Origin of the sequence: Psychrobacter sp. AOP3-A1-26, from assembly GCF_052378235.1 — a bacterium.
In the GTDB taxonomy this organism is placed as follows: Bacteria; Pseudomonadota; Gammaproteobacteria; order Pseudomonadales; family Moraxellaceae; genus Psychrobacter.
In genome coordinates this window covers 1-17,073 of record NZ_JBQSXN010000067.1, presented here as the reverse complement: position 1 = coordinate 17,073, position 17,073 = coordinate 1, and the positions used below count along the sequence as shown (strand labels likewise).

The window sequence follows — 17,073 nt, the reverse complement described above, 5'->3', positions numbered from 1 at the left end:
GTATCAAAGCAATCCGGACCAGAAGTTCCAAAGCCTGTCAGTAAATCAGCCTCACCATCGATGACTGAGCAAACTGGGGCGGCTCAATCTGCTTCTATACCAGCAGACAATGAAACAAATGAAACAAATGAAACAAATGAATTAGAAAATAGCGAGGTGACAGCAGATAACAGCCAAGCAGTGCCTATGGTCACTGACCCTATAGCATCTGACTCTGAGGCTATCTTAAACGCGCCATTACCAGAAACAGACAGTTTGGCTAAAGAAGAAATTGATCGCTTAGAGGATACGCGTAAGCGCTTAGCCGAACAAGAAAAGCTTGCCGCTGAGCAGGTTGCGATGAATAAACAACTGACAGAGATGAAAGCTGAGCAAATCGAGTTGCTCGAACAACAAATAGCACAAATAGAAGCAAGAACAGACCCAAAACCTAATACAAAATAATGTAAATTCTTTATAAAGGGGCTGATAATGGCGACTCTACAACCCACCCACGCCCCTATTTTAGAGACCATCCCAGATTCTGTGTAACTGCCATTTAGATTAAATGCTTACTGATACGGTCATCAAACATAATCATAAAGCGATTAAGAGCAGACGTCCAGTTACGAATAGGCATCGACCACTTTTTGGATGCCTGCTGGGTGGCTAAGTACACCACTTTAAACGCTGCCTGATCAGACGGGAACACCTTACGCTTATTCACCGCTGTCCGAATCACACTGTTTAGCGACTCAATAGCATTGGTGGTATATATGACTTTTCTAATGTCTTTAGGGTAGCCAAAGAACACCGTTAAGCCCTCCCAGTTATTACGCCAAGACTTAACCACATGCGGATACTTATCACCCCACACCTCATCAAAGTGCTCAAGATTGGCCTCTGCTATCTCAAGGGTATCAGCGCCGTAGATGGCCTTTAAATCAGCCGCTATTGCCTTCTTATCTGTCCACGGCACGAACTTCATCGAATAGCGCACCATATGAACAATGCAAAGCTGGACCTGAGCGTGAGGATAGACGGTGTTAATGGCATCGGGGAAGCCCTTTAAACCATCGACACAAGCAATAAGAATGTCCTGAACGCCGCGGTTTTGAAGCTCGGTAAGAACACCTAGCCAGAACTTAGCGCCTTCATTCTCTGATAACCACATGCCAAGCAGCTCTTTTCTACCATCAAGTCCCACACCTAGCGCCAGATATATAGCCTTGTTGATGATCTGCTTGTCTTGGCGTACCTTAACGACAATGCAGTCTAGATAGACGATAGGATAAACACTGCTCAGCGGCCGGTTCTGCCAAGCGGTGATGTCCTCTAAGATGTTGTCAGTGACTCTTGAGACAAGAGAACTTGATATATCAACGTCGTAGATGTCTTTGATGGTATCAACGATCTCAGTGGTGGTCTGACCTTTGGCATAAAATGAGATGATTTTATCATCAAGGCCTGAGATACGACTTTGATGCTTACGCACTAAGGCAGGTTCAAAAGCGCCGTCACGGTCTCTTGGGGTGGAGATCTCAAGATCGCCTGTGTCACTGCGGACTGTCTTTTTAGTGTGCCCATTGCGCTTGTTAGGCTTATCCGCCTTTTCATGTTTGGGGTAGCCGAGATGGTCTTCCATCTCAGCTTCAAGGGCAGTATCGATAAAGGATTGCATGAGCTGCTTTTGGAAGTCTTTGATATCATCAAAGCTGTTCATGCTACCAGCCATTTGCTCGGCCAGTTTTTTAATGTCAGATTGAGTAGTCATTGCTTATTCTCCTGTTAGTGGATTATAAGCAGTTACACAGTTTTTAGGAAACTCCCCTATTTTAAATAGCAGCGCACAGTTGCTTATTTTACCCGTCAATAGCGCTGGTGTGCTTTTAGACCCTATCCTTACCCGAGCGAAAACTTTATTCCCTGATAACTATCAACGTTATTATCGCGCTTGCCGTGATGGCAGTCTAAGCGTGGGTAGTTGTTTACTGCATAAACGTACACGTGAGCAGGCTGGACTTGGAATCAGCAATAACGGCAACCAACCAAGCTACATTGCCAATCTTGTTGTATCAAACCACCCTTATCATCCATCGCGTGCGCGTTGGTTGACAGCAGCCTTAGCCGACTTACAGCAGCAGCTCATACCTCTTATCCGCTACCAAGGTCTCCGTAGAATTGCTCTACTGGCACGTCCACTTATTCATAAACACTCACAAAGTGAGGCAGTAAACTCATCCAATGAAGCGAATGTCGCAAACGCAAGCTCGCTACCATTAGACTGGCACGCTGATATCTTACCGTTACTCATACAGCATCTACAAGACTTACCGAAAATTCGCATCGATATTCATCTTCCTAAAGATATTGATACCGTCGAGTCACTTTGAAACGCTATTTGATGCTTAAATAATTTTTTACGTCCATAAAAAAACCGCCTTGAGTGCTTATTAAGCAACCCAAAGCGGTTTTCTAAATTTAAACTATGTCGAATATCCAGTATTAGTTCTGCTCAATACCTTTCATGGTCAGTTTAATACGACCGCGGTTGTCGACGTCTTGTACAAAGACTTTCACCGTCTGACCTTCTTTTAGATAGTCAGATACATTCTCAACGCGCTCTTCTGCGATTTGCGAGATATGCACGAGGCCGTCTGTATTTGGCAATACATTGACAAAGGCACCGAAGTCAACGATACGCGCGACTGTACCTTCATAGGTTTTGCCCACTTCAACTTCTGCAGTGATTGCTTCGATTTTACCGATAGCAGCTTTCGTTGCCGCTTTGTTTTCACCAAAGATGCGAATAGTACCAGCATCATCGATATCGATAACCGCACCCGTTTCTTCGGTTAGCTGACGAATCGTTGCGCCGCCTTTACCGATAACGTCACGGATTTTGTCTGGGTTAATTTCGATAACCGCATAGTTAGGTGCATGCGCGTTGATTTCAGTACGGCTCTCTGGCAATACTTTATTCATCGCGTCTAAGATATGGATACGACCAGCATGGGCTTGTTTTAACGCTTGCTCCATGATGTCTGGGGTAATGCCTTCAATTTTGATATCCATCTGCAGGGCGGTGATACCGTCTTTAGAACCAGCGACTTTAAAGTCCATATCGCCAAGATGATCTTCATCACCTAAGATGTCAGACAATACCGCAAAACGCTCGCCTTCTTTAACCAAGCCCATGGCGATACCAGCAACCGGTGCTTTTAATGGTACACCTGCATCCATCAATGCCAAGCTTGCACCGCAAACAGACGCCATTGAAGATGAGCCATTTGATTCAGTGATTTCTGATACCACACGGATAACGTACGGGAAACGTTCGCTGTCTGGTAGCATCGCTTGTACACCGCGGCGCGCTAAACGGCCGTGACCGATTTCGCGACGTTTTGGAATACCTTCACGACCCGTTTCACCGACTGAGAAATGCGGGAAGTTATAATGCAACATGAAATGATCACGGATGGTGCCCGCTAGCGAGTCAATCATATTCACATCGCGCGTATTACCAAGCGTGGTTGTAACCAATGCTTGCGTCTCACCACGAGTAAATAGTGCTGAACCATGGGTAAATGGCAATACACCAACTTCCACATCAAGGGCGCGGACAGTCTCAAGATCACGACCATCGATACGTGGCTTACCAGATAAGATATTGTCACGAACAGTGCGATATTTAAGGTCGTTATAGATTTCTTTTAATTCAGATACGGTGTCAGCATAATTTTCTGACTCAGTATCACCAGCAAGTGCCTCGATAATCGATTGCTTAATTTCATCAAGCTTGGTGTAGCGCTCTTGCTTATCAGTAATCGTATAAGCATCAGCCACTTGCGTACCGAACTGCTCTTTCATGCTGGTCTCTAACGCTTGATCACGCTCAGGGGCAGCATACTGTTGCTTAGCCGTACCAATCTCTTCTGCTAGTGACGCGATATTATCAATCACGATTTGTTGCTGCTCATGACCGTACAATACAGCACCTAGCATTTGGTCTTCTGACAGCTCTGCAGCTTCTGATTCAACCATCAATACCGCAGATTTAGTACCAGCGACGACTAGGTCCAGATCGCTTTCTGTGAGCTGCTCAAGCGTTGGGTTGAGTACGTATTCGCCATTGATAAAGCCAACACGTGCCGCAGCGACTGGGCCGTTAAATGGTGCGTCAGAGATAGCTAGCGCGGCTGAAGCACCGATGAGTGCAGCAATATCTGCAGACTGGGTTTTGTCTGATGACACAACCGTCGCCGTGATTTGAACCTCGTTGACATAGCCTTCAGGGAATAGCGGACGAATCGGGCGGTCAATTAGACGTGAAGTGAGTGTTTCAAACTCGCTCGCACGGCCTTCACGTTTGCCATAAGCACCTGGGATTTTGCCCGCAGCATACATCTTTTCTTGGTAATTCACGGTTAGCGGAAAGAAGTTTTGACCTTCTTTGGCTTCCGGTTTCACAACAGCGGCTACTAATACGGTAACGCCGCCCATGTGAACCAAGATAGAGTTTGCTTGACGCGCAACGCGACCTGTTTCGATAACAACCTGTTGGTTGCCATACTGGAATTCACGCTTAATGGTGTTAAACATTGTCATATAATCTTCCTAATGTTGACTGACAAAAGTAATATCAGCGCTATAAAAAGCTGATATTTGTCATTAAAATTCTTTGTATATAACCAATAATTGACACGCTTCCTATTTTGGGATCACGTCAATTAAGGCCAATATCCTTACTTATTTATCTCATGTCTCTATCTATAATAGACATCATACTCTTGCGTGTGTTTGGTCATTCAAATGTGGTCTTACTATAAGTTTTCACTATAAATACTATCAAAAAGGGGTCGATAGCACTAATCTCCATTCATCGTATCTTTTGCGCTTTAGCCTACTTAAATTGGTAGTAGCCACTCTATAAATAACGACTTTCTACAAACAATCATTCTATTAACGATTGTCAGGCTACAAACCTACCTATACCCTGCATTATTTTACCGTGATTTATAGCCATTGACCAATTAATTGCAAAACAAAACGCAGGTAGATTATTGCAGTGACGACTTTGAGTATATCAGTACTTATTTGGCCAAGTTCTTTGTAGGTTGCGCTCACAGTATCAAACTGGCGCAACTTATTTTGGCTGGATAAACCATATCCATAAGCATAAAAAAAACGGCGTGAAACTGTTCCACACCGTTTTTAGAGAAAATCTATTTTATCAATCTCAACAAGCAAGTTCTAAGCGGTTTAGTAAAAACTCTAAAAAAGTACCAAATGATGGTATCTTTTGTTTTAGTAACCACTTGTACTATTGTCGCTAAATTAACGACGTAGACCTAACTGGCTAATAAGGGTGCTGTAGCGACCAAGATCTTTACCTTTTAGGTAATCAAGCAATTTACGACGGGTGTTAACCATACGGATAAGACCACGACGGCTATGATGATCTGCTTTGTGCATTTTAAAATGGTTCTGCAAATCGTTGATACGTGCACTTAATAGCGCTACTTGTACTTCTGGTGAACCAGTGTCGTTTTCGCCGCGCTGGTATTGAGAAATGATTTGTTCACGATCGTTGTTAGTTAGCATAAATATCTCCGGCAATGCTAAAAGCTTTAAGACAGACTCAAATTTGAGCGCGCTTTAAAAGCAGTAGAATAGTAAAAAAGATACTTGTACGCCATTCAGGACAACCCTGCATTACTAGAGTTGACCTAGTGTACGACAAGCTCAATCAGTTATTGAAGCAATCACTTAAACACAGGCAGTATTGATACAAAATAGCTCTTAACCGTGTCATCTGCTTACAGTAACAAGTTAAGGATAGTGTCTCACCTAAAACCCAGTTCAAATGTGACGGTAATTATAACAAAAAACTGCTGAACTAGCAGCAGTTTTTCATAATAGTTTTATAGTTAGAGTTAGGCTTGTCGCCTGTCACCTTTCCTATTGATTGGTATCTTTTTTAGTCGCATTGCCACCAAGTTCGTCATCAGCAAGAGGTGCCGTTGTCGCTTCTGCCAAACTATCAGGGGTAGTATCTTCGCTGGGGTTGATGTCCTCTGCCAGTTTTTGGATCTTTTTTTCTTCTTGATCCATATTTTTTGATGAATTACTCATAACGACTCCTAAATTAGCGTTATTATTAAGCGTTAGTCAATCCACTATAAAACAAGCGCAACAAGAAAATTCATATCAGTAGCGCGTTATAACGTTTGTACTCGTTTTATTTAGTAATGACTATTAGTAATGACTATTTTTCCTCTTCTACTTATCTTTTTTAGCTTGTTCTACATTATCAGCAATACGATCTGCTGCGGCTTCAGTATTTTCTGTGTGATTATCTTCGGTTTGACCTTTTAATGCAGCTTTTGCTGAGTCAGAACGTTGTTGCTCAAGCTTGGTGTCGTTTGGATTAGAATTTGACATAGTATTTTCCTTTTACTGGTTATTGTAATGAGTGAGGACTGTCTATAAATTTTAAATGGCTCAGAGCTAGTAAACGTTGCTAGCTTTACAAGTATTGATTCTATGATAGCGCCTGATCGATAGCGTTGACAAAGTTATTAATATCGTCTGGGTTGCGCGAGGTAATAAGATTATCATCCACGTGTACGCTTTCATCTACAAATTTTGCTCCTGCATTTTCTAAATCGGTCTGTAGAGAATGATAGGCCGTTAAGGTTTTACCTTTAGCAATGCCAGTATTAATAAGAATCCAAGGCGCGTGGCAAATCACAGCTAGTGGCTTATTTGCATCATTAATCGCTTTAATAATACCGTGAGCCTCTTTATTGCCACGTATCGTGTCAGCATTAACTGTGCCACCAGGCAGGACCAGAGCATCATAACCTTCTACTTTTGCGTCTTTAGCAAATATATCGGCCGTGAAAGTTTTGCCTTTATTTACATCCTGCTTTATACCTTGAACTTCTTTTTGTTTATCAGTAGTAATCAGTATGGTTTTATAACCTTTTTCTTTTAATTGGTCATTGACCTCTTCATACTCTACTTGTTCAAAGTTATTGTGTAATAAAAAAGCAATAGTCTTCATAATATTTCCTATATTTTTATATTCTCTATATTTTTATTAACTAAATTGTTCTTCTTATAATAACAACGTCCGAGTTGCAAATAGCATCCTGCCTTATTAGTATTAGTATTTTTTTATTGTTATATCATCAAATTATTTTTATTTATTCTTATAGTATTAAACTTTTTTTATTATTTATTACAGTTATATTTTATTATTATAATTATTATTATAATTTTTCTTATTTTTTATTTTTGTCTAACTTTCCCTAGCTGACTTAACCAATGTACAAAAAAAACAGGTTCCACCATAGGTGAAACCTGCAATAAAATGTGACGATATGTGATTAGTGTAAACTGTTAGTAAGCTGAGAAGCAATAAACAGAATATAGTTTTAACACCGCAAGACTAACGTTGAATCAGTTTTTTAGGCTGCAATCGCCCATTAAGACTAACCGCACCCAACCCAAGAAAGTTACCTTGCTCATCTATTAAGCGAATATCTACGGGTATTTCATATTCCAATGGCTGGACTTTATCATTCTGATTATTGGTTGCACTTATAGGATTAGATGACTGGTTAATAACTTCCGATATATAACCTCTGATATCTTCCGTCAGCTGTTCAAATACGTTTAGGCGCTGACCCATATGCACGCGAGCACACTGTTCAGTCGTCAATGTCAGCTCGGCATCAATATCAATGCAAGCGTCAATGGCTAATAAATAAGACTGTCGACTGTCTAACGCCATCTCTTCTAATGCTGATAAAGCAATCGCTTCCTCAATGTTGAAATTGCCAACTTGCGTACGTCGTAACGCAGTCAAATGCCCCAGCGTTCCCATTACTTTAGCGATATCTTCACCCAGTACGCGCACGTAAGTGCCTTTGGTACAAGTGACCGTCAATTGAATCTGCGTATCATCGATGGCTTCGAGGTTAATCGCCTTGAGAATAATATCTCTTGGCTCTCTCTCTATTTCGATACCAGCACGAGCATATTCATATAGTTTTTTGCCATCTTTTTTTAGGGCAGAATACATCGGTGGTATCTGCTTCTGGGCACCCGAAAACTGTTGGGCAACCTTGTCTAATAGCGCATCGTCAAATTTTGGAATAGGTGCTTGTGCTACGATTTGCCCGTCGGCATCGCCTGTATCTGTCTGGCTACCAAGTAAAATAGTCGCTTGATAGGATTTGTCCGCATCAAGTTGATAATGGCTAAACTTCGTCGCCTCACCCATACAAATAGGCAGAAGCCCCGTTGCCATGGGATCAAGTGTACCCGTATGACCGGCTTTTTTGCTATCGTGTATCGGTGATTTAAACAGATACTTCACCTTTGACACCACTTGCTGCGAGGTCATACCTTTAGGCTTATCCACTAAGATAACACCAGAGACTTTTATTTTATCAGCCATCTTATTGGCTTTTTTGTCAGCTTGATTGGGCGGTCTAGACATAATGGCTTTTACTCTTTGATTTCTTACTCATCGTTCTCGTTTTGCTCAGTTTTGGTGACCGCCTGATTAATCAAGTCCATCATATAGTTACCACGAGCGGTGACTTCATCATAATGAAAGCGCAAGCGCGGCGTGGTACGTGTTTTCAGGCTGTGGCTCAACTCCGTACGTAAAAACCCAGCGGCTTTATTGAGTACTTTGATGCTTTCTTCGTGGTTGGTCTTGGTCATAGCATCATTAAGCTCAGGCTCCATGATGGTGACGTAGACATCAGCATAGCCTAAATCTGGGCTGACCTTAACACTAGAGATTGTGACAAAACCTGTTAAACGAGGATCGTTGACTTCGTCACGAATGAGGACCGCAAGCTCGCGCTGAATTTGATCAGCCAAACGTTGTAAGCGTTGATTCATATTATTACCTTATTTTTTATATGGCTCGTCTTCATTCATTAATTAACTAACATATTTGTTTATCAATAAATTGAAGACTGTAAATTTGAAGACTAATAGTTGTCAAAAAAGGCCTAGCAGGATGTACCTGTTAGGCCTAAGTACAGCTGAATATTCATAAGATAGCTGGTTATTTATGTGATGCTTAATAAAGCAAGTTACATAACCAACTATCTTCGTTTTAAACAGTAACTTTAGATAGTACGTGCGAACTCTTGGATTTCAAAGACTTCGATTTTATCACCCGCTTCGACATCGTAGCCACGAACTGCAAGACCACATTCCATGCCAGTACGTACTTCATTGACGTCTTCTTTATAACGACGCAATGATTGCAAATGGCCAGTAAAGATAACTTGGTCATCACGTAAGACGCGGATAGGTTTGTTGCGATAAATCGTACCCTCAACCACCATACAACCAGCAGCTGCACCAAATTTACTAGAGCGGAATACTTCACGAACATCCGCCACACCCAAGATTTTCTCACGATGTTCTGGCGCGAGCATACCGCTCATGGCTGCTTTAACATCATCAATCAAGCCATAGATAACACTGTAATAGCGAATATCCATATTAGCCGCGTCAGCTTTACGACGGGCGGTCGCATCTGCTCGGACATTGAAGCCTAATAGTACTGCTTCGCTCGACTCTGCAAGGGTGACATCCGATTCAGAGATAGGGCCAACGCCGGAGCTAATCACTCTGACTTTTACTTCATCAGTTGATAGCTCGTTCAATGCAGCAAGTAATGCTTCAAGTGAACCACGAACATCTGTTTTCAATACGATGTTTAAGAATGATACATCACCTTGTTCCATCTGATCGAACATACTCTCTAAACGCATGGCGTTCTGGCGTTCAAGTTGACGCTCACGCTCACGGTTGGTTCTAAAGTCCGCCACTTCACGAGCTTTTTTCTCATCCGTTACGACTAAGAATTCACTACCAGCCGCTGGCGTTTCAGGCAAACCTAAAATCTCCACAGGGATAGAAGGACCAGCGGTTTTGATACGCTGACCACTCTCATTAGTCATCGCACGAACTTTACCATAATGTTCGCCGGCTAAGACCAAGTCACCTTGCTTTAAGGTACCTTTTTTGACTAGAACACTAACAACAGGGCCACGACCTTTCTCAAGTCTTGATTCAATGACCACACCTTGCGCCGCGCCATCTAATGGTGCTTCTAATTCCATCAATTCAGCTTGGAGGCTAATGAATTCCAATAGCTCGTCGATACCTTCGCCAGTTTTGGCTGAGATACGCGCCATTGGGGTATCGCCGCCCCATTCTTCTGATACCACTTCTTTCGTGGTTAACTCGTTTAAGACACGATCTGGATCAGCACTTGGCTTATCCATTTTGTTGATAGCAACAATGATAGGTGTGCCAGCAGCACGAGCATGATCAATCGCTTCTGCAGTTTGTGGCATCATACCGTCATCAGCAGCAACAACGATTACGACGATATCTGTCGCTTGGGCACCGCGTGAACGCATGGCACTAAAAGCTGCGTGACCTGGGGTATCAAGGAAAGTAATCACACCGCGATCTGTTTTTACATGGTAAGCACCGATATGCTGGGTAATACCACCAGCTTCGCCAGTCGCAACCTTAGTTTCACGGATTTTATCGAGTAGTGATGTTTTACCATGGTCAACGTGACCCATGATAGTAACCACTGGTGGACGCGTTTGGATATTACTGCTGCGTTCATCAACGGCATATTGTAGATCATCTTCAACTTTGGTATCGCTGACTGGTACAGGGTTGTGACCCATCTCTTCAACAAGTAGACTGGCTGTTGCTTGATCAATCATATCTGATTCACGAGCCATTTCACCCATTTTCATCAGCAATTTAGTCACTTCACGAGCTTTAACCGCCATACGCTGAGCGAGATCTGCTACTGTGATTTGCTCACTAATCTCAACATCATAAATAATTTTATCAAGCGGCTTTTCAAACTTATGCTGTGTCGACTGACTTGAACGTAAACCATTTTTACGGTTTTTGATTTCACGCTCATCTTGATTCTTACGGCGACGACCACGAGCTCCAGTGCTGCTTGCACCGCGCTTGATTTCACGACGTTCTTTTTCAAACGATTCTTCTAACGCATCACCGACTAGACCTTCTGCCAGTGGCTCGTCTTTACGAACTTCAGCAGCAGGCTGATCCGTATATTGACCCGCCATTTTACGCATTTGCTCAAGCGTACGTTTTTGCGCTTCTTTCGCTTGGGCTTGACGAGTTTCTGTTTCGATTTGACGTAAACGATTCTCTTCTTTTTCACGTACTTCGCGAGCTTTGCGCTCAGCTGCCGTTTCAACTTTTGGTTTGGTTGCAGCGACTTTTTTCTTCGGCTGTTCTTTTGGCTTAACTTCAACAGCGGCTTTACCACCTTTTTTCACAACCACTGAGGTTGAGATATCGTCATTCTTGTCGTCTGATTTTTTGCTAGAGCCTAAGCTTGCACGCATTGCCGCTAAGGTTGCTGCTTGACGCTCTTCAGACTTTTTCTTGATGGCAGCACGCTCTTCAGCATCTTTAGCAGCACGCTCTTGCGATTCAATCATCGCTTGCTCACGCGCAGCCAATTCTTCAGCCATTTTCTCTGGATCAGGCTTTTCGAATACTTTCTTTTTACGCACTTCAACATTGACACTCTTAGATTTTCCTGAAGAGCCGGTCACACGCGCGGTGCTAGTTGTCTTAGACTTCAGACTAATACGACGCTTTTCTTGCTGACCATGACTTTGTTTTAAATACGTCACCAGTTTTTCTTGCTCAACCTCAGTAACTAAGTCATCTTCTGCGCGAGTAGGCAGTCCAGCATCTACCAGTTGCTGTTGTACAGCACTCGTAGTTTTGCCTACCATATCTGCCAGTTCTTTGACGGTCTTATCTGCCATTTAATATCACCTACTGTCTATTATTTGCTATATGTTCAATTCAGTTGTTGGCTACAAATGATTGGGGTAAGGCTGGTATTTGTATTGCAATCATACCAACACTTTATTATCGATAGCATATCACCAAAAGACAGCGATATGCAGTCACCGCTTATTCATTGAACCAAGATTCCCGAGCTTTCATGATGAGTTTTCCTGCGGTTTCAGTATCTAATCCTTCGATATCTTCTAAATCGAAGACGGCTTGTTCTGCCAAGTCATCAACGGTGATGATGTCTTTTTGTGCCATTTTATAAGCCCAGCTGACGGTCATACCCTCAAGATCTTGTAACTCTTGACTTGGCTCTTTCATGTTTTGTTGTTTAAATAATTCATCTGCAATGACTACTTCTTTGGCGCGCTCTTGAATCATATCAATCGCTTCATCATCTAAACCCTCTATATCATAAAAGGTTTCGACTGGTACATAAGCCACTTCTTCGATACTGGTAAAACCAATATCAACAAGCGCATGCGCTAAGTCGCGATCCACCTCTAAACGCTCATAGAATAATTCGATGAATGCTTTAGATTCGTTTTCTTGACGCTGTTGATACTCTTCTTCTAGCATCATATTAAGCTTGTAGCCCGTAAGCTCGGACGCCAAACGGACGTTTTGACCTTGTGAGCCAATCGCGCGCGCCAACTGATCGTTGGTACTGAAGATAATATCGGCCATCTGCATGTCTTCATCTAAAATAATACTGCTGACATCAGCTGGCTCTAAAGAACTGATAATGAATTGTGCTGGATCATCTGACCACACCACCACATCAATACGTTCGCCATCAAGTTCTTGCTGTACCGCTTGAATACGCGTACCACGCATACCGATACAAGCACCAACAGGGTCGATACGATGATCGTTAGTCTTCACCGCTATTTTAGCACGAGTACCTGGCAAGCGAGCGACGTTACGGATTTCAATAATTTGTTCTGCAATCTCAGGCACTTCTTTTTGCATCAAGGCTGAAAGCATCTCAGGATGGGTACGTGACAACAATAGCTGTGCACCGCGGTTTTCACGGTTGACATGATACAAGATAGCATTGATGCGCGATTTTGCACGCAGCTGCTCACGTGGCAACATCTGATCGCGTGAAAGATAACCTTCTGCGTTGTCACCTAAATCGATAATATAACCATCACGAGTTTGCTTTTTGACTTCGCCGTACATCATCTCACCAACACGTGGCTCAAAAGCATCGGCTACGAGCGCGCGCTCAGCTTCACGAATTTTTTGAATGATAACTTGTTTGGCTTGAGTCGCCGCAATACGACCAAACTCAATCGATTCGATTTGCTCTTCTTTAACATCACCAATAGACCATTCATCTTGATCAAGGTCAGTAATTGCTAACTGACAGGCAGGCATTTCGTGATCTTCATCTGCAACCACTGTCCAGTAACGATAAGTATCGTAATCGCCCGTTGTACGGTCGATGGCAACCCGTACGGCCACTTCAGGCTGTTCGGTGTATACTTTTTTCTTCGTCGATACCACTAAAGCGTCTTCGATGGCTTCAAAGATATCTTCAGGATTTAAGCCCTTTTCATTACTGACAGTTTCTACTACCGTTAAGATTTCACGACTCATACTATACCTGTCCTATCATTTTTTAATTGACTTAAATTTTATAATTTATGACTTGCTATATATTTTCACCGTAAGCTATCTAAGCTATTTGGAGACTACGCTATTTGAAGAGTAAGCTATTAGAGAGTAAAGTTTTAAAGATTAAGCATCTTCATAAACCAAATTGGCTTTATCGATATTACTTAACGCAATTTCAAACTGCTCACCATCACTTGACGTCAGTTTCAAGGTGTTTGCATCAATACTATCTAGAGTACCAGTGGCTTTACGGCGTTTTTGATCGCCATCACCGATCGCTTGTATCAAACGCAAGCTAACGGTTTGACCCACATAAGCATGCATCTGCTCATCTGAGAAAAAAGCACGGTCAAAACCTGGCGAAGACACTTCTAAAATATACTCACCAGCGATAGGATCATGAACCTCAAGGATACCGCTCACTTGATGGTTCACCGCAGCACAGTCTTCGATGGTCACGTGCTTATCTTGGGCTTGCTCTTCTGGCAGCGCCTCAATATAAATACGTAACAAAGAGCGATTGCCTTGTGGCGCGAATTCTATGCCCCACAATGCCACATCACAAGCGGCGACGGCAGGGGCAATAATATTGGTCAGTTCTGCAACTTTGGTCGAAAGCTTCATAATCTATTTATATTTTCCTATTCACTTATCTATCGTACTTAATAAACTGTTTTAAAGTCTTTGCTTATCTCTGCCATCATATAACGCCAATCTCAACTTATCGTAGGCTTTTGATTTTTATAGAATTTAAAATTCTAATTGTTTTAACTGAAATTTTAAAAACTAAGTAAACCAATACCTTAGAAAAATAAGTTGAGAGTGGGGTATCATATAGTATTTATTTAACCATAAGAGACACTGTCATTGTTTTATTTTTAAATCACAAACCTATCATTATTATATAGGCCATTATCATAGAGACGCTGTGTATTTATATGAGGATGAGCGTATAAAACATCAAGCTCAGCCAAACCATGCTTTTATTATTCATAAAGCAGTACTATCGATAAAAGAGTGAGGAGTAAAAGAGTACTAAAAAATAGTTTGCTTAAGAAACGTCACTCTAATGACGACGAGTAATGACAAGCTACCATAAATGGCGTCGTACTCTATAGGCCTAGAGCTTAGCATAAGTAGGATAGATACCGCGATAACGCCAATCATCAGATACAAAAAAACCCACAAACATAATGGTGGGCTAATCGGTACTGACAAATTTAGCGTGCAATACATCAGTATAAAAAATGGTAGCGGGGGCTGGATTTGAACCAACGACCTTCGGGTTATGAGCCCGACGAGCTACCAGACTGCTCCACCCCGCATCAATCTAGAACGCGTATTATAGGGAGGTTTTATAGAAGTGTCAATACTTATTTAAAAATAATTTAAAATAAAGTATTTAACTCGATCAACTCTCTTAATACGATACTACCTTAACAGCTTTATACTTTGAAATATATCAATTTAAAAAACTAATACTTCAAAACTTGGTGCGATTGGGGGGACTTGAACCCCCACAGCTTGCGCCACCACCCCCTCAAGATGGCGTGTCTACCAATTCCACCACAATCGCATTCTTCTCACTGCTCTGTTTTCTAACCTTTACTCTATTTTAATAGATGCTTTAAGGTAGGCACCAATAGACAAAGACTTGTAAAAACAGAAAAGCATTGTAAATCTAACGCCTTAAAATAGCAAGCGTTGCCTATTCAAAAACGCTTACGAAAAAATAACTATTCAGGGTTTTGAGTCAAAGGGCGTGGTGTTTGTGGTGCTGAAACCGGCGCATCTAAACGAAACTGATCTTCTGCCTGCTTACGAGCATGAACCGCAAGAGTCATACTGGTGATAAAAAATATGACCGTAAGCACCGCAGTCGCACGCGTCAAGAAGTTAGCCGTTCCTGCTGCACCAAATACAGTGCCTGAAGAGCCAGCACCAAACGAAGCCCCAGCGTCTGCCCCTTTGCCATGCTGTATCAAAATCAAGCCGATCATGGCAATCGCCACGATAATGTGCAGGGCTAATATAAACGTAAACATGGTGGCCTCTTTTGCCGCGTAATGACGACTGATAACGGAAAATAAATCTTAAGGTTAATGGTGATAGCAATTAGCGCGCAATAACGCCAATTCGATTGTGTTAAATAAGGCGCATTGTACACGATTGCAAGGGCACTGTTAAACCTACTTTTGCCAACTGATAAAGACATTTTATATACGCATGAGATATTTATTAGCTGTATTTTGCTTATATTAACTAAATATTTGCACTACTAAAGGCTTTGGCAATCATCAAAAAACTTTCGGCCTTTAATGAAGCGCCGCCGACCAATGCACCGTCAATCATAGGATCTGAGGCAAAGCTATCGGCATTATCAGCATTGACACTACCTCCATATAAAACAGTCATTGAATCAATGGCTTCGGCAAAACTGGCCATCTTTTGCTTAATATGCTGGTGGGTTTTACTGACTTCAGCCACGGTCGGTACTTTGCCAGTGCCAATCGCCCAGACTGGCTCGTAAGCAATGATTAGGCGCTCAGGTAATGATGCTATCAGGTCTGGCTGCTGGGCAAGCAAGTCTTTAATAACCGATAACTGGGTATCGATGACGTCAAGCGTTTGCTTAGCATCGTATTGCGCTTGGGTTTCCCCAATACAAAGTATCGCACCTAAGTTATGCGTCAGTGCATGCGTCAGCTTTTTTACTAGGCTATCATTAGATTCGCTATGGTATTGACGGCGCTCAGAGTGTCCAAGTATCGTCCACGTTGCGCCAGTATCTGCCACTTGCTGCGCTGAGCAATCACCCGTATACGCGCCAGTGCTCGCACTGTGAGCGCTGATATCTTGAGCCGCACTAAGTATTGAACTGCCTTTTAAACGTGCACTCACAGCCGCCAGATGAATACAGCTCGGCGCCACCATTAACGTGCATCGTTTCGATACCTCTATAGCGGCTTGTATAGCGGCTTGCTTTTCGGCATCAACTGCCACCAATAAATCGTCTAATAACACATTGACGTCGTGGCTCGTTGCTGGATTTTGTTTCCAATTGCCAATTACCCAAGCTTGCATACCTATCTACCTTGTCTCATGTATTCATGCCAATGCGGCTGATATGCGCGCCAGTATAACAAATAATTCACAAGTGCTATAGTATAGTGCTGCCCAAATCAAAACAGAGCTTTACGGTTAGGGTGGGTTAAATAGCCGACCATGGTATTGATAAAAAACAGCTATATATAATTGACTCACCTTTAAAAGGCTATAGTACTGCTGAGATTAATTTTTCATAACCTCCATCTACGCAGGCATAGCAAGCAAAATCTATTCTAATAGCGCGTTATAGTATTTATTTTATTTAGGTCTGATTGTAGTCTGGTTTTATATTTTTACGCTGTGTTTGCGCTATTGATATATTTTCACCAGCTATCCATTTAATGGTCTATATACAGCCTTTAAAATAAAGCCTTCAAAGTGAAGTAAAGTCCTATATTATATTGATAGAAAACCAAACACTGCCTATTCATAAAAAAGCATCACTATAAA

15 protein-coding genes and 2 tRNA genes are annotated in these 17,073 nt (G+C 42.2%); 2 read left to right on the top strand and 15 right to left on the bottom strand.

Features of this window, described 5'->3' with window-relative positions:
- On the top strand, positions 1 to 444 hold a 444-nt coding region (locus ACT3TU_RS10690; RefSeq protein ID WP_444784359.1), incomplete at its 5' end, for a hypothetical protein.
- Positions 445 to 538: 94 nt separating this feature from the next.
- Here ACT3TU_RS10690 and ACT3TU_RS10685 read toward each other — a convergent pair.
- Entirely contained in the window at positions 539 to 1,753 is a 1,215-nt protein-coding gene (locus tag ACT3TU_RS10685; protein WP_444784358.1) for an IS256 family transposase, read from the bottom strand.
- 79 nt (positions 1,754 to 1,832) lie between these two features.
- Here ACT3TU_RS10685 and ACT3TU_RS10680 point away from each other — a divergent pair, with 79 nt between their 5' ends.
- Positions 1,833 to 2,372 (top strand): hypothetical protein, encoded by a 540-nt coding sequence (locus ACT3TU_RS10680; RefSeq protein ID WP_444784357.1) that lies wholly within the window; start codon positions 1,833 to 1,835, stop codon positions 2,370 to 2,372.
- A gap of 112 nt (positions 2,373 to 2,484) precedes the next feature.
- Here ACT3TU_RS10680 and pnp read toward each other — a convergent pair whose 3' ends face one another.
- The 14 genes from pnp to tpiA all read right to left on the bottom strand — a co-directional run bounded on the left by pnp (position 2,485) and on the right by tpiA (position 16,599).
- Positions 2,485 to 4,587 carry a polyribonucleotide nucleotidyltransferase gene (gene pnp / locus ACT3TU_RS10675; RefSeq protein WP_444784356.1) on the bottom strand — a complete coding sequence of 701 codons (2,103 nt, stop codon included), beginning with the start codon at positions 4,585 to 4,587 and terminating at the stop codon, positions 2,485 to 2,487.
- 729 nt (positions 4,588 to 5,316) lie between these two features.
- The gene (gene rpsO / locus ACT3TU_RS10670) at positions 5,317 to 5,583 is read right to left on the bottom strand and encodes a 30S ribosomal protein S15 (RefSeq protein WP_192524234.1); all 267 of its coding nucleotides are present in this window, start codon (positions 5,581 to 5,583) and stop codon (positions 5,317 to 5,319) included.
- 357 nt (positions 5,584 to 5,940) lie between these two features.
- The gene (locus ACT3TU_RS10665) at positions 5,941 to 6,114 is read right to left on the bottom strand and encodes a hypothetical protein (RefSeq protein WP_192524235.1); all 174 of its coding nucleotides are present in this window, start codon (positions 6,112 to 6,114) and stop codon (positions 5,941 to 5,943) included.
- A gap of 147 nt (positions 6,115 to 6,261) precedes the next feature.
- Positions 6,262 to 6,423, bottom strand: coding sequence for a hypothetical protein (locus tag ACT3TU_RS10660; RefSeq protein ID WP_192524236.1), 162 nt, complete (start codon positions 6,421 to 6,423; stop codon positions 6,262 to 6,264).
- Positions 6,424 to 6,523: 100 nt separating this feature from the next.
- On the bottom strand, positions 6,524 to 7,048 hold the full coding sequence (locus tag ACT3TU_RS10655; RefSeq protein WP_444784355.1) for a type 1 glutamine amidotransferase domain-containing protein: 525 nt from the start codon (positions 7,046 to 7,048) through the stop codon (positions 6,524 to 6,526).
- Positions 7,049 to 7,435: 387 nt separating this feature from the next.
- Positions 7,436 to 8,491: a tRNA pseudouridine(55) synthase TruB gene (gene truB, locus ACT3TU_RS10650; RefSeq protein ID WP_444784354.1), complete on the bottom strand. Its 1,056-nt coding sequence runs from the start codon at positions 8,489 to 8,491 to the stop codon at positions 7,436 to 7,438.
- 23 nt (positions 8,492 to 8,514) lie between these two features.
- A complete protein-coding gene (locus ACT3TU_RS10645; RefSeq protein ID WP_192529025.1) occupies positions 8,515 to 8,904 on the bottom strand; it encodes a ribosome-binding factor A in 390 nt (129 codons plus the stop codon).
- Positions 8,905 to 9,137: 233 nt separating this feature from the next.
- On the bottom strand, positions 9,138 to 11,861 hold the full coding sequence (gene infB / locus ACT3TU_RS10640; protein ID WP_444784353.1) for a translation initiation factor IF-2: 2,724 nt from the start codon (positions 11,859 to 11,861) through the stop codon (positions 9,138 to 9,140).
- Between the two features lie 151 nt (positions 11,862 to 12,012).
- On the bottom strand, positions 12,013 to 13,497 hold the full coding sequence (nusA, locus tag ACT3TU_RS10635; protein WP_192523413.1) for a transcription termination factor NusA: 1,485 nt from the start codon (positions 13,495 to 13,497) through the stop codon (positions 12,013 to 12,015).
- 141 nt (positions 13,498 to 13,638) lie between these two features.
- Positions 13,639 to 14,139: a ribosome maturation factor RimP gene (gene rimP, locus ACT3TU_RS10630; protein WP_444784352.1), complete on the bottom strand. Its 501-nt coding sequence runs from the start codon at positions 14,137 to 14,139 to the stop codon at positions 13,639 to 13,641.
- A 624-nt stretch (positions 14,140 to 14,763) separates the two neighbouring features.
- A tRNA-Met gene (locus ACT3TU_RS10625) sits at positions 14,764 to 14,840 on the bottom strand.
- A gap of 166 nt (positions 14,841 to 15,006) precedes the next feature.
- Positions 15,007 to 15,091 (bottom strand) — tRNA-Leu (locus ACT3TU_RS10620).
- A 160-nt stretch (positions 15,092 to 15,251) separates the two neighbouring features.
- Positions 15,252 to 15,560, bottom strand: a complete 309-nt coding sequence (gene secG, locus ACT3TU_RS10615; RefSeq protein WP_021814138.1) for a preprotein translocase subunit SecG — start codon at positions 15,558 to 15,560, stop codon at positions 15,252 to 15,254.
- A 217-nt stretch (positions 15,561 to 15,777) separates the two neighbouring features.
- The gene (gene tpiA, locus ACT3TU_RS10610) at positions 15,778 to 16,599 is read right to left on the bottom strand and encodes a triose-phosphate isomerase (RefSeq protein WP_192523411.1); all 822 of its coding nucleotides are present in this window, start codon (positions 16,597 to 16,599) and stop codon (positions 15,778 to 15,780) included.
- Positions 16,600 to 17,073 lie beyond the last annotated feature (474 nt).

What these genes read in the sequence shown, in the direction of transcription:
- ACT3TU_RS10685 (WP_444784358.1), bottom strand. Translation starts at nt 1,753, where the DNA reads ATGACTACTCAATCTGACATTAAAAAACTGGCCGAGCAAATGGCTGGT.
- pnp (WP_444784356.1), bottom strand. Translation starts at nt 4,587, where the DNA reads ATGACAATGTTTAACACCATTAAGCGTGAATTCCAGTATGGCAACCAA.
- rpsO (WP_192524234.1), bottom strand. Translation starts at nt 5,583, where the DNA reads ATGCTAACTAACAACGATCGTGAACAAATCATTTCTCAATACCAGCGC.
- ACT3TU_RS10665 (WP_192524235.1), bottom strand. Translation starts at nt 6,114, where the DNA reads ATGAGTAATTCATCAAAAAATATGGATCAAGAAGAAAAAAAGATCCAA.
- ACT3TU_RS10660 (WP_192524236.1), bottom strand. Translation starts at nt 6,423, where the DNA reads ATGTCAAATTCTAATCCAAACGACACCAAGCTTGAGCAACAACGTTCT.
- ACT3TU_RS10655 (WP_444784355.1), bottom strand. Translation starts at nt 7,048, where the DNA reads ATGAAGACTATTGCTTTTTTATTACACAATAACTTTGAACAAGTAGAG.
- truB (WP_444784354.1), bottom strand. Translation starts at nt 8,491, where the DNA reads ATGTCTAGACCGCCCAATCAAGCTGACAAAAAAGCCAATAAGATGGCT.
- ACT3TU_RS10645 (WP_192529025.1), bottom strand. Translation starts at nt 8,904, where the DNA reads ATGAATCAACGCTTACAACGTTTGGCTGATCAAATTCAGCGCGAGCTT.
- infB (WP_444784353.1), bottom strand. Translation starts at nt 11,861, where the DNA reads ATGGCAGATAAGACCGTCAAAGAACTGGCAGATATGGTAGGCAAAACT.
- nusA (WP_192523413.1), bottom strand. Translation starts at nt 13,497, where the DNA reads ATGAGTCGTGAAATCTTAACGGTAGTAGAAACTGTCAGTAATGAAAAG.
- rimP (WP_444784352.1), bottom strand. Translation starts at nt 14,139, where the DNA reads ATGAAGCTTTCGACCAAAGTTGCAGAACTGACCAATATTATTGCCCCT.
- secG (WP_021814138.1), bottom strand. Translation starts at nt 15,560, where the DNA reads ATGTTTACGTTTATATTAGCCCTGCACATTATCGTGGCGATTGCCATG.
- tpiA (WP_192523411.1), bottom strand. Translation starts at nt 16,599, where the DNA reads ATGCAAGCTTGGGTAATTGGCAATTGGAAACAAAATCCAGCAACGAGC.